Below are 13,149 nucleotides of genomic sequence, written 5' to 3'. Positions count from 1 at the left end.
GCGCTCGCACGACGAGCCGCCGGGCCGCGGCGCCCCGCCGCGGGAGACAGATCGTCCGCGCCCGGGACCGGCGTGCGGGCCTGGCTCCCGCATGCGTCAGGCACCCGTCACGAAGAGACTGGAGACGACTCATGATCATCTACGGAACCGCGCTGCTGGCGTTCTGCCACCTGGCCGGACTGTTCCTCGGCGACCTGCTGGGCGCCGCGATCGGCGTGAAGACCAACGTCGGCGGCGTCGGCATCGCGATGCTGCTGCTGATCTGCCTGCGCCTGTGGCTGCACCGGCGCGGCTGGCTGCCGAAGGAGACCGAGGCGGGCGTCGGTTTCTGGGGCGCGATGTACATCCCGGTCGTCGTCGCGATGGCCGCGAACCAGAACGTCGTCGCCGCGCTGAAGGGCGGGCCGGTCGCCCTGCTCGCGGCAGTCGGCGCGGTGGCGATCTGCGCCTGCTGCATCGCGGTACTGGCACGCACCGGGCGCGACGACACGGCGTTCGCGGGCATCCCGCAATTCGAAGAACAGTGACGGAGGCCGCCATGTTGCAGATGCTCGAAAAAACCGTCGCCCACAACGGGCTCGTCGCGTCGTTCGCGCTGGTCGGCCTGATCATGTGGCTGTCGTCGATCGTGTCGCGCAAGCTCACGTTCGGCCGCGTGCACGGCTCCGCGATCGCGATCGTGATCGGTCTGGCGCTCGCGTATGTCGGCGGCGCGTTCACCGGCGGCGAGAAGGGGCTGGCCGACGTCAAGCTGTTCGCCGGCATCGGCCTGATGGGCGGCGCGATGCTGCGCGATTTCGCGATCGTCGCGACCGCGTTCGAAGTGCAGCCGACCGAGGCGCGCAAGGCCGGCCTGGTCGGCGTCGTGTCGCTGCTGCTCGGCACCGTGCTGCCGTTCATCGTCGGCGCATGCGTCGCGCGCGCGTTCGGCTACACCGATGCGGTCAGCATGACGACCATCGGCGCGGGCGCCGTCACCTACATCGTCGGCCCCGTCACGGGCGCGGCGATCGGTGCGAGCTCCGACGTGATCGCGCTCAGCATCGCGACGGGCCTCGTGAAGGCGATCATCGTGATGATCGGCACGCCGGTCGCGGCCAACTTCATGGGCCTGAAGACGCCGCGCTCCGCGATGATCTTCGGCGGGCTCGCTGGTACCGTGAGCGGCGTGAGCGCGGGCCTCGCCGCGACCGACCGCCGGCTCGTGCCGTACGGCGCGCTGGTCGCGACGTTCCATACCGGTGTCGGGTGCCTGCTTGGGCCCTCGGTGCTGTTCTTCACGACGCGCGCGCTGGTCGGCGCCTAGCCGCGGCGGGCGATTCGGACGGCCCGCGGGCGGCCCGCGCGCGCAGCCGGCGGGCACGGCCGCGGCGGGCCGCACCCATCGCGGTGCCCTCTGAGTCGCATTCGTCAACATCATCAATCGGCGGCGGCGCCAGGCTTAGAATGCCGCTGAACCATCGAAGCGGGAGAACTGTTCATGACGGGATGGAATCACGCGCGGCAGGCGCGCGATGCACGCCTCGCGGCCGGCGCGGCGTACGCGCGCGGCAAGCGGGTCGATGCGCGCGACACCGTCGCGTTGCTCGAAGCGGTGCTGCGGCCCGGCGATCGCGTTTGTCTCGAGGGCGACAACCAGAAGCAGGCCGACCTGCTCGCGACGGCGCTCGCCGACGTCGACAGCGCGAAGATCCACGACCTGCACATGGTGCAGTCGGGCGTCGTGCTGCCCGAGCATCTCGACGTGTTCGAGCGCGGGATCGCGAAGCGGCTCGACTTTGCGTATTCGGGCCCGCAGTCGCAGCGGATCGCGAAGCTGCTGTTCGGCGGCAAGATCGCGCTCGGCGCGGTGCATACCTACCTCGAGCTGTTCGCACGCTACTTCATCGACCTCACGCCGCAGGTCGCGCTGATCGCGGCGGTCAGCGCCGACGCCGACGGCAACCTGTACACCGGCCCGAACACGGAAGACACGCCGACCGTCGTCGAGGCCACCGCGTTCAAGGACGGCATCGTGATCGCGCAGGTCGACCGCATCGTCGACAAGGTGCCGCGCGTCGACATCCCGGGCGACCGCGTGCACTTCGTCGTCGAGGCCGGCCGGCCGTTCTACGTCGAGCCGCTGTTCACGCGCGACCCGGCCGCGATCACCGAGACGCAGATCCTGACCGCGATGCTCGCGATCAAGGGCATCTACGAACCGTACGGGATCAAGCGCCTGAACCACGGGATCGGCTTCAACACGGCCGCGATCGAGCTGCTGCTGCCGACCTACGGCGCGAAGCTCGGGCTGAAGGGCAAGGTCTGCACGCACTGGGCGCTCAATCCGCACCCGACGCTGATTCCCGCGATCGAGTCGGGCTGGGTCGAGCAGATCCATTGCTTCGGTTCCGAAGTCGGGATGGACGACTACATTCGCGCGCGCTCCGACGTGTGGTTCACGGGGCCCGACGGGTCGCTGCGCTCGAACCGCGCGTTCTGCCAGACCGCCGGCCTCTACGCGTGCGACATGTTCATCGGCTCGACGCTGCAGATCGACCTGGCCGGCCATTCGTCGACGGTCACCGCCGAGCGGATCGCGGGCTTCGGCGGCGCGCCGAACATGGGCAGCGACGCGCGCGGCCGGCGCCACCCGAGCGAGCCGTGGCTGAAGGCCGGCGCGCAAGCCGACCCCGACACGCCGGCGGCGCTCAGGCGCGGCCGCAAGCTGGTCGTGCAGATCGGCGAGACGTTCGGCGACAAGAACGTGCCGATGTTCGTCGAGAAGCTCGACGCGCTGAAACTCGCGGACAAACTGCAACTCGACCTCGCGCCGATCATGGTGTATGGCGACGACGTCACGCACATCGTCACCGAGGAAGGGATCGCGAACCTGCTGATGTGCCGCGACAAGGACGAGCGCGAGCACGCGATTCGCGGCGTGGCCGGCTACACGGAAGTCGGCCGCGGCCGCGACCGCAGGATGGTCGAACGGCTGCGCGAGCGCGGCGTGATCCGTCGTCCGGAAGATCTCGGCATCGATCCGCTCGACGCCGACCGCCGCTGGCTCGCGGCGCGCTCGATCAAGGATCTCGTGCACTGGTCGGGCGGCCTGTACGCGCCGCCGGCCCGGTTCCGCAACTGGTGAGGAAGAGGGCATGGAACAGTTGAACTACCGCTTCACCGCGCACGCGCGCGCGCAGGGCGAACGAGCCACCGCGCTCGTCGGCGTGGTCGCGTCCGGCAATCTCGAGGTGCTCGTCGAGCGCGTGCTGCCGGGCAACGAATGCGAGATCGACATCCGCACCGCGGCGGTCGGGTTCGGCGCGGTGTGGCAGGCCGTCGTGTCGGACTTCGTCGAACGGCGTGCGCCGGGCGGGCTGAAGCTGTCGATCAACGACGGCGGCGCGCGGCCCGACATGGTGTCGCTGCGGCTCGCGCAGGCCGTGCGCGCGATCGAGGGGGACGCATGATGACCGACGTGATCCATGACGCACCCGCGTTCGTCGCGAACCGTGCGAGCTGGTATGAAGCGTCGGCGCGCCAGCGCGTCGACGGGCTGCTCGACGCGGGCAGCTTCACGGAATTTCTCGGGCCGGGCGAACGCGTGACGAGCCCGCACCTGCCGCTGTTCGACCTGCCGCAGCAGTTCGACGACGGGATGGTGGTCGGCCACGGCCGGCTCGACGGCCAGCCGGTGTTCGTCGCCGCGCAGGAGGGCCGTTTCATGGGCGGCGCGTTCGGCGAAGTGCACGGCGCGAAGCTCACCGGGCTGCTGCGCGCGGCGCGTGATCCCGGCACGCCGGTGTTGATCCTGTTCGATACGGGCGGGGTGCGATTGCAGGAAGCGAACGCGGGCGAACTCGCGATCGCCGAGATCATGCGTGCGCTCGTCGAAGCGCGCGCGGCCGGCGTGCCGGTGATCGGGCTGATCGGCGGGCGCGCGGGCTGCTACGGCGGCGGCGGGCTGCTCGCCGCATGCTGCTCGGCGCTCGCGGTGTCCGAGCAAGGGCGCATCAGCGTGTCGGGGCCTGAAGTGATCGAGACCAATCGCGGCGTCGAGGAATTCGATGCGAAGGACCGCGCGTTGATCTGGCGCACGATGGGCGGCAAGCATCGCCGGTTGATCGGTGGCGCGGCTCGCTACGTCGCGGATACGCCCGACGCGTTTCGCGCGGCCGCGCTCGAATTGCTCGGCCGCGCGCCGACGTTCGATGCGGCGATGTTGCGTGCGGAGCAGGCGCGTCTCGAAGCGCGCGTCGCACGGTTCGGCGCATGCAAGGATGCGCTCGACGTGTGGCGAGCGCTCGGCGCGGACCATCCGGAAGCGATACCGGGCATGCCCGACGATGCATTCGCGAAGCTCGCCGACCAGTTACAGGAGCAGAAATGAAACGACCCCCACGCTCACTTCGTTCGCTGTCTTCCGAGGGGGCGCCTGCCTTCCGTGGGGCGGCGCGGCGGGAGGCAGCATGACGCTCGATGAAGTACTGACCTCGCTGTTTCCCGGCGGTCATTCGATCGCGCGCACCGGCGGCCTGCTCGCGGGCCACGCGGAACTGGCGGGCACGCGCGTCGACGTGATCGGCGTTGCCGAGCGATTGCCGTTCGGCATCGACGAAGCGTTGACGCTCGCCTCGCACGTGCTCGACACGATCGAGCGCGGCGACGACGCGCCGATTCTGGTGCTCGTCGACAGCGACAGCCAGCGGATGAGCAAGCGCGACGAACTGCTCGGCCTGAACGAAGGGCTGTCGCATCTCGCGAAATGCCTGATGCACGCGGAGCTCGCCGGGCACCGCACGATCGGCGTGCTGTACGGCCATACGGCCGCCGGTGCGTTCATCGCGACCGCGCTCGCGACCCGCACGCTGCTTGCGGTGCCGGGCGCGGAGCCGGAGGTGATGGACCTGCCGTCGATGTCGCGCGTGACCAAGCTGCCGATGGACGTGCTGAAGGAGATGGCGCGCTCGACGCCGGTGTTCGCGCCGGGGCTCGACAATCTCGTGAAGATGGGCGCCGTCGACGCCGTGCTCGATCCGGCCTGCGCGCTCGACGTGCAGGTCATCGAATGGCTCGGCAAGCCGGCCGATCGTATCGATGGCCGTGCGGCGCGCGGCCGGCCGGTGGCGGCCGACGTCGCGCAGCGCGTCGAGGCACTCGCGCGTGCCGCACGCTGATACGCCGCTGCGCCGCCACACGCTCGTCACGCTGACGGCGGCCGGGTGGGGCGCAGCGCGCGCGCGCGATCCGGCGCTGGCGGCCGATCCGCGCGTGCAGGCGTGGGCCGCACGCGGCTGGCCGCTGATCGTGCGCCGTGCATCGCCCGACGAGGCCGATGCGGCGCGCATTCCGCTCGGTTTGCCGCTGCCGCCGTCCGCCGGCAAGCGGCGCATTGCACTGAACGTGGCCGCCGACGCGCTCGCGTCGGTCCGCCCGCTGCCCGGGCTGGCCGACGTGCTTGCTGCCGCGCCCGACGCATGGCGCGCGACGTTGCGCGAGCTGGACGCGCTCGGTGCGCGTTGCGGTGTGCAGGGCCGCGTGTTCGGCAGTCTCGCGTGGCAGGCGCTGACGGGCGAGCACTACCTGAGCGAGTCCTCCGATCTCGACATCGTGTTGCCGCTGCCGGATGCCGCGGCGCTTGCCGCGCTGCTCGACGGGCTGGCCGCGCTCGACGCGCGCGCGCCGATGCGTATCGACGGCGAACTGCTGCGCGACGACGGCGCGGGCGTGAACTGGCGCGAGCTGCATGCACGGCTGCCTGAGGTCGCGGTCAAGACGGCGAACGCCGTCGAATTGATGTCGGCCGATGCGTTCACGGGCGGCCCGCGATGAGTGCCCGGGCCGCCTGCCGCGTACCGGCGCTGTCCGACGCCGAGCGCATCGCCGACCTGGCCGAGCGCAGCCTCGTGCTGGAAATCGACACGTATCCGAAACCGGGGCTTGTCAGTCACGTCGACACCGGCAGCCATGCGGACATGAATGCCGCGACGTTCGCGCGCAGCGCAGCCGTGCTGCGGCCGTACTTCGCGGAACTCGCCGATGCCGGCGCACGCGACGCCGACATGGCCGTGCTGCGCAAGATCGGACTGCGCGCCGAACACGCGATGCTCGCCGCGACCGGCGGCGTCAATACGCATCGCGGGGCGATCTTCGGGGTCGGATTGTTGTGCGCGGCCGCCGGCCGCCGCATGGCGGCGGGCACGGCGGCACCGGCCCGCACGATGACGCTCGGCGCAGGGGTCGCGCAGCGCTGGGGCACCGAGATCCTCGGCGGCCCGCGACTGCCCGACAGCCACGGCGAGTGCGCGAGCCGCCGCTATGGCGTCGGCGGCGCGCGTCGCGAGGCGGCTGACGGGTTCGCGACGGTGTACGGCGTCGGGTTGCCGGCGCTGCGCCGTGCACGGCGCCACATGCCGGACGACCCGGAAGCGGCGCGCGTCGACGCGTGCTTCGCGCTGATCGCCGTGCTCGACGATACGAACCTGCTGCACCGGGGCGGGCAGGCCGGCCTCGATTTCGCACGGGCCACCGCCCGCGCGTTCGTCGCCTGCGGCGGCATCCGCGCCCGCGACTGGCGCGCGCGCGCGGCCGCCGCCCATCGTGCGTTCGTGGCCCGCCGGCTGAGCCCGGGCGGCGCGGCTGACCTGCTGGCGATGAGCGTGTTCGTCGATGCGCTCGAAGCGGGCGAGGAGGAGTGATGACGCTGGCGATCCTGTGTTCGGGGCAAGGCGCGCAGCGCGCGGACATGTTCGAGCTGACCGGCGCGGTGCCGCAGGCCGACGCGCTGTTCGCGCACGCGGGCCGGCTCCTCGGCGACGATCCGCGCAACTGGGTGCGGCAGGTCGAACCGGACGTGCTGCGAGAGAACCGCGCCGCGCAGATTCTCTGCACGGTGCAGGCGCTTGCCGCGACTGCGTTGCTCGAGACGGTATGGCCGCGGCGTCGCTGTGTCGCGGGATACAGCGTCGGCGAAGTCGCGTCGTGGAGCGTGGCGGGGATGATCGATCCGCACGACGCGCTGGAGCTCGCCGTCGCGCGCGCGTGCGCGATGGATGCCGCGAGCGGCGGTGACGAACGGATGGCATTCGTGCGCGGGCTGACGCGTGCGCACCTGGCACGGCTCTGCGACGGGCGCGACGCGGCGATCGCGATCGCCAATCCCGGCGATGCGTTCGTGCTGGCCGGACGGCAGGCCGACGTCGCGGCGGTGGCCGACGACGCCGCACGCGACGGCGCGCTGCGCGTCGCGCCCGTGTGCGTGCGGATTGCGTCGCACACGCGCCGGCTCGCGTCGGCGGTGCCCGTGTTTCGCGCGTCGCTGGCCGCCGTGAGCGTGCGCCGGCCGCTGCCCGGCACGCGACTGTTTTCGGGGATCGATGGCGCATCGGTGCTCGATGTCGATGTGGGGCTCGACAAGCTCGCGCGCCAGATCGCGGAGCCGGTCGAGTGGGCGGCCTGCCTGGCTGCGTGCGTCGAGGCCGGCGCGACCGCGTTCCTCGAGCTTGGCCCGGGCCGCGCGCTGGCCGAGATGGCGGCCGGCGCGTATCCGGCACTGCCGGCACGCAGCGTCGCGGATTTCCGTTCGGTCGACGGCGTCGCGAGCTGGCTCGCGCGCGTGGCGGCCGGCTGACCGACGGCGCGCAAGCGGTCCGGACGCGCTCGCGATCCGCGCTGAAACCGAGCCCCAGGAAAGGGTTCGCCGACCGGGCGTTCCGCCTCGTGTGTTGCGCCGGCGCAGCACCGTTTCAGCAGGCGCTTGCCACGCGAATTGGCATCGCTACAATGGCGCCCGCCATGAGACCCGCCGCCTTCCTTCTCGCCGCGCTCTGCTGCGCGGCGACCGCCCACGCCAGCCCGATTCCGTCCGATTCCGCGTCGGTCGGCACGTACTTTTCGTATGACAATGCGGCGGCCGATGCGACCGTCGACCTGATCGAAAGCGCGCAGCGCCGCGTGCTGCTGGCCGGCTATGCGCATGTGCCGCCCGCGGTCGCGGCGGCGCTACGCGCGGCGCGCGCCCGCGGAATCGAAGTGCGGGTCGTGCTGGTGCGTTCGTCGCGTGCGGGCAGGTACAGCGGCGCCGGCTATCTGAAATCCGCCGGCATCGATGTCGCGATCGACTCGCGGCACGGCGATCTCGCGCCGCGTTTCGCGATCGTCGACGACAGCGTCGCGCTGACGACGCTGTCCGAGGGCGCGGCCGCGCATGCGGAGACGGTGAACGTGTTCCAGCGCGCGCCGGAGCTCGCGCAGTCGTACGCGCAGTCGTTCTGGCGGCTGTACCGGCAGGCCGGCGGCCTCTGACCGCTGGCCGGCAGTCCGCCAGGGCGAACGCGCCCCATTCCCTTCGTCGCCGCCATTGGCCGGCCGCGCCGGCTGGTATGACCCTGCTTGCGTCGGCGCCATCGATGCACCATGCTCGTTGGACGGGCGCCGGCGCGGGTGTCGCGCACCTGGCGCCACGACAGGAGCCGATCGTGACCGAGTGTTTTGCCGATCGCAGCGATGCGGGGCGCCGGCTGGCGCACGCGCTGAGCGACTATGCGGGGCGCCACGACGTCGTCGTGCTCGCGCTGCCGCGCGGCGGCGTGCCGGTTGCGTTCCCGATTGCCGTTGCGCTGCGCGCGCCGCTCGACGTGCTGGTGGTGCGCAAGCTCGGCATGCCGTCCGATCCGGAATTCGCGATCGGCGCCATCGCGACGGGCGGGGCCATCCACTTGCAGCACGCGGCGATCCGCGCGATGGGCGTGACCGACGCGCAGCTCGCCGACGTGATCGCGCGCGAAACCGCCGAACTGCAGCGCCGCGACGCGTTGTATCGGGGCGCCCGGCCGCCGCTGCCGGTCGAAGGCCGCATCGCGATCGTCGTCGACGACGGAGTCGCGACCGGCGCGTCGATGCGCGTCGCGCTGCAGGCGCTGCGCGAGCGCCATCCCGCGCGTATCGTGGCCGCCGCACCCGTCGCGCCGGCCGGCACCCGGCATGTGTTCGACGATCTGGCCGACGCGTTCGTGACGGTGTCGCAGCCGTTGCCGTTCTTCGGGATCAGCCAGTTCTACGCGCGTTTCGAGCAGACCGCGGACGACGAGGTGCGTGCGCTGCTCGACGCGTCGCGCGCGCCGGACGGCGACATCACGTCCGCCTGATCCGGCGCCGGCGCGCGCCCGGGCGAGCGGTTTCGGCCAGTGCGAACACGCGCTGCAGCGCCGGATGGACCTCGCCGCGCCAGCGATCGCCGGTAAACAGCCCGTAGTGGTCGCAATCGTCGACGTCGAGGCGGTGACGCTCGCCGGCCGCGAGGCCGTCGCACAGGTCGAGCGCCGCGTGCGTCTGGCCGGCGCCCGTGACCGCGTCGCATGCGCCTTCGACGGTCAGTAGCGCGACGCCGTGCAGCGCGGCCGGCTCGACGCGCTGGCCGCCGACGTCCCAGGTGCCGTTCGCGAGGCACATCCGCTGGAACACGATATCGACGGTATCCAGGAAGTATTCGGCCGGCATGTCGAGCAGCGCCGTGTATTCGCGCAGCGCGCGCCGAGCGTCCGCCAGCGCGGTCATGTCGAAGTGCGACGCGGCGCGCGCGTAATTTTCGATGAGCGACAGGAAACGCTGCGGATACAGCAGGGCGATCTCGCCTTGCTGGAGATAGGTCGGGAACACGTGCCGGCCATGGCCGGAGAAGCGGGGCGGCACGATGTCGATCAGATGCCGGCGGCACCATGCGAGCGACCGGGACGCGGCGGTGGTGCCGAGCGTGGTCGGGTTGACGCGCGCGTCGAGCGGTCCGCCGATCAGCGTGACGCTCGCGGGCGGCGCGAGGCCGCGTGCGGCGCGCAGCGCCAGCGCGCCGAGGGCCGGAACGGTCGCCTGGCACACGGCAACCACGTGCAGCGGCCGGTGATCGCGTGCGAGTGCGTCGACGAAGCCGTCGAGCGTCGCCACGTATTCGTCGAGCCCGAAGCGGCCCGACGCGAGCGGGACGTCGCGCGCATTGACCCAGTCGGTCACGCACACGTCGCCATCGGCAAGCAGCGTCTCGACGGTCTCCGTCATCATCACCGCGGCGTGCCCGGCAAGCGGCGCGCACAGCAGCACCATGCGCTGCGTATCGTCGCGCGCGAAGCGGCGCAGCTGGCAGAACGGCGTATGCGCGACGATCCGCTCGTCGACGGCCGGCCGCCGGATCTCGAAGCGCGGCGGCCCGGCGACCGGTCCGAGCAGCGGCTCGAACAGGTCGTCATAGCACGACGAGGCGGCGTGCGGCAGCATCGCGGCGGGCCACACGTCGAACGCATGATGCGTCGCCGCGCGCCAGGCGCGCATCCATTCCCGCTGCTGCTCGACGACGGCATACCACATGGCAAACCTTGCTGCGGAAGGGGCGTGAATCTGCATTATGGTCACTCCGGAGGCGCGGCGGGTGTCGAAAACGTAACCGGCCGACGCCTATCGAGTACGCGGCGCGCTAGGCGGCGACGCACGGCGCTGCTACAGTCGTCGGTCCCATTCCCTCACGCGGAGCGTTTGCGATGAAGCTGATCGGCATGCTGGATTCCCCGTTCGTGCGCCGTGTCGCCATTTCGGCGAAGCTGCTCGACCTGCCGTTCGAACACGAGTCGATCTCGGTGTTCCGTCACTTCGACCGGTTCCGGACGTTCAACCCGGTCGTGAAGGCGCCGACGCTCGTGACCGACGACGGCGCGACGCTGATCGATTCGTCGCTGATCGTCGACTACCTCGACCATCGCGTCGCGCCGGAGCGGCGCCTGCTGCCCGACGCCGCCGACGCGCGGCTGCGCGCGCTCGTGCCGGTCGGGTTCGCGCTGGCGGCGGCCGAGAAGACGGTGCAGGTGGTGTACGAGCAGGCGCTGCGGCCGGCCGACAAGCAGCACGCGCCGTGGCTCGAGCGGGTGCTGAGCCAGCTCGACGCCGCGTACGGCGAGCTCGAGCCGCTCGTCGCGGCCGCGAATGGCTGGCTGGGCGGCGCGCGCCCGTTGCAGTCCGACGTGACCGTCGCCGTCGCATGGCGCTTCACGCAGTTCATGGCCGCCGATTACCCGGCGCTCGCACGGATCGATGCGGCCCGTTATCCGGCGCTCGCCGCGCATTCGGCGCGCGCGGAGGCGCTGCCGGCGTTCGTCGAGACCCCGCTCGACTGAAACGGACGGCAAGCGCGGCGGCAGTGGGCGAGGGCGAGCGACGGTGATGCGACGGTGATGCGACGTGCATGGCCGCGCCGGAAAACCGTGCCGGCAGTCGGCGCTCATCGATTCGACCGGCGTCCTCGGGACGTCCCGCCACGCGCCTTCGCTCGGCGCGGCGTGGACAAAACCCCGTCGCGCCGCTGCGTGTTGCGCGCCCGGGCGACCGCGGGTCACCCGCTCAGCCCCGTCCGGCAAGGGCGAGCCGATTGTTCACTGCCGCCAACAAGTGACTTCGCATTCGTGCGGTTTATCCGGATCAGGGTCATCCCTAGAATCCACTCCATCGAACATGCATTGCCTGATGGAGCAAATGATGAGAGCCCTGATCGAATCGAGCCTGTACCACCCGTCCGTCCTGTTGCCGCTTGCCGCGCTGACGCAGCTGATGGTCGAGCGCGATTTCAATCTCGGCCAGGTCGGCCTGATCGTCGCCGCGCGCGGCGCGCAGGCTGCCGTGTCGCGTTCGCGCGCGCTGATTTTCTGCCGCCACTGCGAAGCGCACGCATGAACGCATGTCCTGCAAGCAGATGGAAAAAAGCCCGGCCGGCGCAAGCCGGTCGGGCGGATCGGATTCGATCGGACCCCGGCTTCGGCCGGGGTTTTTTCTTGCGCGAGTCAGTGACGCTCAGGCGCGGGCGGTCGACACGACGCCGTAGATCTCCGTGTCCTCTTCCTCGCGCAGCTGGCGCACCAGCTGGTGGGCTTCGCGGCGCGTCGCGACGGCCGGCGGCGAGCCCAGCAGCGGCTGGCGCGCGGTTTCGGCGAGCGCGAGCACCGACACGATGCCGATCACGGCGGCGCCCATCATGTAGTACGCGGGCATCATCAGGTTCTGGGTCACGTCGACGAGCCACGCGGTCATCAGCGGCGTCGTGCCGCCGAACAGCGACACCGACACGTTGAAGCCGATCGCGAGCGCACCGTAACGGATCTCGGTTGGGAACAGCGCCGGCAGCGCCGACGGCATCACGCCGGTGAAGCACGACAGCAGCACGCCGAGGATCAGCAAACCGCTGAACACCGACGCGGTGGTGCCGGCATGGATCAGCATCATCGACGGGATCGACAGCACGAGCAGGCCGACGCAGCCGGCCAGCATCACGGGCTTGCGGCCGATCTTGTCCGACAGGCGGCCGGCGGCGAGCGTCAGCGGCATCATCAACACCATCACGATCAGCACCAGCACGAGGCTGTGCGATTCGTCGAAATGCAGCGTCGACGACATGAAGCTCGGCAGGTACGACAGCACCATGTAGTCGGTCACGTTGAAGATCAGCACGAGGCCGACGCAGAGCAGCAGCGCGCGCCAGTTGCGCAGCAGCGTGTCGCGGAAGCGCGCCTTCGGCACGGCCTTGTCCTGCGCTTCGCGCGCCTCGGCCTGACGCTTGAACGCCGGCGTTTCCTCGAGCTTCATCCGGATGTACAGGCCGATCAGGCCGAGCGGGCCCGCGATCAGGAACGGCACGCGCCAGCCCCACGACAGCAGCGCTTCCTGCGACAGCGACGCGGTGAGCAGCGCGACGACGCCGGCACCCATCACATAGCCGATCAGCGTGCCGAACTCGAGGAAGCTGCCCATGAAGCCGCGGCGCTTGTCGGTCGAGAATTCGGCGATGAAGGTGGCGGCGCCGCCGTATTCGCCGCCGGTCGAGAAGCCCTGCACGAGGCGGGCGACGAGCAGCAGCACGGGCGCCAGGATGCCGATCGACGCGTAGCTGGGGATCAGGCCGATCGCGAAGGTGCCGACGGCCATCATGATCATCGTGGCGGCGAGCACGCGCTGGCGGCCGATGCGGTCGCCGAGCGGGCCGAACACCATGCCGCCGAGCGGGCGCACGAGGAACGCGGCCGCGAACGTGCCGAAGGTCGCGAGCAGCTGCGCGGACGGGCTGCTGGACGGGAAGAACACCTTGCCGAGCGTGACGGCGATATAGCTGTAGACGCCGAAGTCGAACCATTCCATCGC

15 protein-coding genes are annotated in these 13,149 nt (G+C 71.0%); 13 read left to right on the top strand and 2 right to left on the bottom strand.

From position 1 onward, the window contains the following. Positions 1–131 precede the first annotated feature (131 nt). From madL to ACTJKF_RS30375, 11 genes are all read left to right on the top strand, one after another. The gene (gene madL / locus ACTJKF_RS30425) at positions 132–527 is read left to right on the top strand and encodes a malonate transporter subunit MadL (RefSeq protein ID WP_440628753.1); all 396 of its coding nucleotides are present in this window, start codon (positions 132–134) and stop codon (positions 525–527) included. Positions 528–538: 11 nt separating this feature from the next. Beyond that, complete coding sequence (madM, locus tag ACTJKF_RS30420) at positions 539–1,306, top strand: malonate transporter subunit MadM (RefSeq protein WP_440628752.1); 768 nt, start codon at positions 539–541, stop codon at positions 1,304–1,306. Between the two features lie 174 nt (positions 1,307–1,480). Beyond that, positions 1,481–3,127 carry a malonate decarboxylase subunit alpha gene (mdcA, locus tag ACTJKF_RS30415; RefSeq protein ID WP_440628750.1) on the top strand — a complete coding sequence of 549 codons (1,647 nt, stop codon included), beginning with the start codon at positions 1,481–1,483 and terminating at the stop codon, positions 3,125–3,127. 10 nt (positions 3,128–3,137) lie between these two features. After that, positions 3,138–3,452 (top strand): malonate decarboxylase acyl carrier protein, encoded by a 315-nt coding sequence (gene mdcC, locus ACTJKF_RS30410; RefSeq protein WP_440628748.1) that lies wholly within the window; start codon positions 3,138–3,140, stop codon positions 3,450–3,452. Further along, entirely contained in the window at positions 3,449–4,372 is a 924-nt protein-coding gene (locus tag ACTJKF_RS30405; protein WP_440628746.1) for a biotin-independent malonate decarboxylase subunit beta, read from the top strand. The genes mdcC and ACTJKF_RS30405 overlap by 4 nt, the downstream gene beginning before the upstream one ends. A gap of 79 nt (positions 4,373–4,451) precedes the next feature. Continuing rightward, positions 4,452–5,159, top strand: coding sequence for a biotin-independent malonate decarboxylase subunit gamma (gene mdcE / locus ACTJKF_RS30400; protein WP_440628744.1), 708 nt, complete (start codon positions 4,452–4,454; stop codon positions 5,157–5,159). Then, positions 5,146–5,814 (top strand): malonate decarboxylase holo-[acyl-carrier-protein] synthase, encoded by a 669-nt coding sequence (gene mdcG / locus ACTJKF_RS30395; RefSeq protein WP_440628742.1) that lies wholly within the window; start codon positions 5,146–5,148, stop codon positions 5,812–5,814. Before mdcE ends, mdcG begins: the two co-directional genes overlap by 14 nt. Next, positions 5,811–6,680, top strand: a complete 870-nt coding sequence (mdcB, locus tag ACTJKF_RS30390; RefSeq protein ID WP_440628740.1) for a triphosphoribosyl-dephospho-CoA synthase MdcB — start codon at positions 5,811–5,813, stop codon at positions 6,678–6,680. The genes mdcG and mdcB overlap by 4 nt, the downstream gene beginning before the upstream one ends. Further along, positions 6,680–7,612 carry an acyltransferase domain-containing protein gene (locus ACTJKF_RS30385; RefSeq protein WP_440628738.1) on the top strand — a complete coding sequence of 311 codons (933 nt, stop codon included), beginning with the start codon at positions 6,680–6,682 and terminating at the stop codon, positions 7,610–7,612. Before mdcB ends, ACTJKF_RS30385 begins: the two co-directional genes overlap by 1 nt. Before the next feature lie 152 nt (positions 7,613–7,764). Next, the gene (locus ACTJKF_RS30380; RefSeq protein WP_440628736.1) at positions 7,765–8,286 is read left to right on the top strand and encodes a phospholipase D-like domain-containing protein; all 522 of its coding nucleotides are present in this window, start codon (positions 7,765–7,767) and stop codon (positions 8,284–8,286) included. A 173-nt stretch (positions 8,287–8,459) separates the two neighbouring features. Continuing rightward, on the top strand, positions 8,460–9,128 hold the full coding sequence (locus ACTJKF_RS30375) for a phosphoribosyltransferase (protein WP_440628781.1): 669 nt from the start codon (positions 8,460–8,462) through the stop codon (positions 9,126–9,128). Here the strand turns inward: ACTJKF_RS30375 and phaZ are convergent. Beyond that, complete coding sequence (gene phaZ, locus ACTJKF_RS30370) at positions 9,115–10,338, bottom strand: polyhydroxyalkanoate depolymerase (protein ID WP_440628734.1); 1,224 nt, start codon at positions 10,336–10,338, stop codon at positions 9,115–9,117. The two genes, ACTJKF_RS30375 and phaZ, sit on opposite strands and share 14 nt — an antisense overlap. Before the next feature lie 170 nt (positions 10,339–10,508). Here phaZ and ACTJKF_RS30365 point away from each other — a divergent pair, with 170 nt between their 5' ends. After that, the gene (locus ACTJKF_RS30365; RefSeq protein ID WP_440628732.1) at positions 10,509–11,138 is read left to right on the top strand and encodes a glutathione S-transferase family protein; all 630 of its coding nucleotides are present in this window, start codon (positions 10,509–10,511) and stop codon (positions 11,136–11,138) included. A gap of 355 nt (positions 11,139–11,493) precedes the next feature. Beyond that, the gene (locus tag ACTJKF_RS30360) at positions 11,494–11,691 is read left to right on the top strand and encodes a hypothetical protein (RefSeq protein WP_440628730.1); all 198 of its coding nucleotides are present in this window, start codon (positions 11,494–11,496) and stop codon (positions 11,689–11,691) included. Between the two features lie 117 nt (positions 11,692–11,808). On the opposite strand, the gene proP is transcribed toward ACTJKF_RS30360, so the two are convergent. Continuing rightward, positions 11,809–13,149, bottom strand: a 1,341-nt coding sequence (proP, locus tag ACTJKF_RS30355) for a glycine betaine/L-proline transporter ProP (protein ID WP_440628728.1), incomplete at its 5' end; no start/stop codon positions are given.

It is taken from the genome of Burkholderia sp. 22313, assembly GCF_052045245.1.
In the GTDB taxonomy this organism is placed as follows: Bacteria; Pseudomonadota; Gammaproteobacteria; order Burkholderiales; family Burkholderiaceae; genus Burkholderia.
The sequence above is the reverse complement of the archived record's forward strand: the minus strand, read 5'-3'. Positions and strand labels throughout refer to the sequence as shown.

Bases quoted from the DNA above. Each gene is read 5' to 3' on its own strand.
- ACTJKF_RS30405 (WP_440628746.1), top strand. From the start codon at position 3,449: ATGATGACCGACGTGATCCATGACGCACCCGCGTTCGTCGCGAACCGT.
- mdcA (WP_440628750.1), top strand. From the start codon at position 1,481: ATGACGGGATGGAATCACGCGCGGCAGGCGCGCGATGCACGCCTCGCG.
- ACTJKF_RS30365 (WP_440628732.1), top strand. From the start codon at position 10,509: ATGAAGCTGATCGGCATGCTGGATTCCCCGTTCGTGCGCCGTGTCGCC.
- mdcE (WP_440628744.1), top strand. From the start codon at position 4,452: ATGACGCTCGATGAAGTACTGACCTCGCTGTTTCCCGGCGGTCATTCG.
- ACTJKF_RS30360 (WP_440628730.1), top strand. From the start codon at position 11,494: ATGATGAGAGCCCTGATCGAATCGAGCCTGTACCACCCGTCCGTCCTG.
- madM (WP_440628752.1), top strand. From the start codon at position 539: ATGTTGCAGATGCTCGAAAAAACCGTCGCCCACAACGGGCTCGTCGCG.
- mdcC (WP_440628748.1), top strand. From the start codon at position 3,138: ATGGAACAGTTGAACTACCGCTTCACCGCGCACGCGCGCGCGCAGGGC.
- phaZ (WP_440628734.1), bottom strand. From the start codon at position 10,338: ATGTGGTATGCCGTCGTCGAGCAGCAGCGGGAATGGATGCGCGCCTGG.
- madL (WP_440628753.1), top strand. From the start codon at position 132: ATGATCATCTACGGAACCGCGCTGCTGGCGTTCTGCCACCTGGCCGGA.
- ACTJKF_RS30380 (WP_440628736.1), top strand. From the start codon at position 7,765: ATGGCGCCCGCCATGAGACCCGCCGCCTTCCTTCTCGCCGCGCTCTGC.
- mdcB (WP_440628740.1), top strand. From the start codon at position 5,811: ATGAGTGCCCGGGCCGCCTGCCGCGTACCGGCGCTGTCCGACGCCGAG.
- ACTJKF_RS30385 (WP_440628738.1), top strand. From the start codon at position 6,680: ATGACGCTGGCGATCCTGTGTTCGGGGCAAGGCGCGCAGCGCGCGGAC.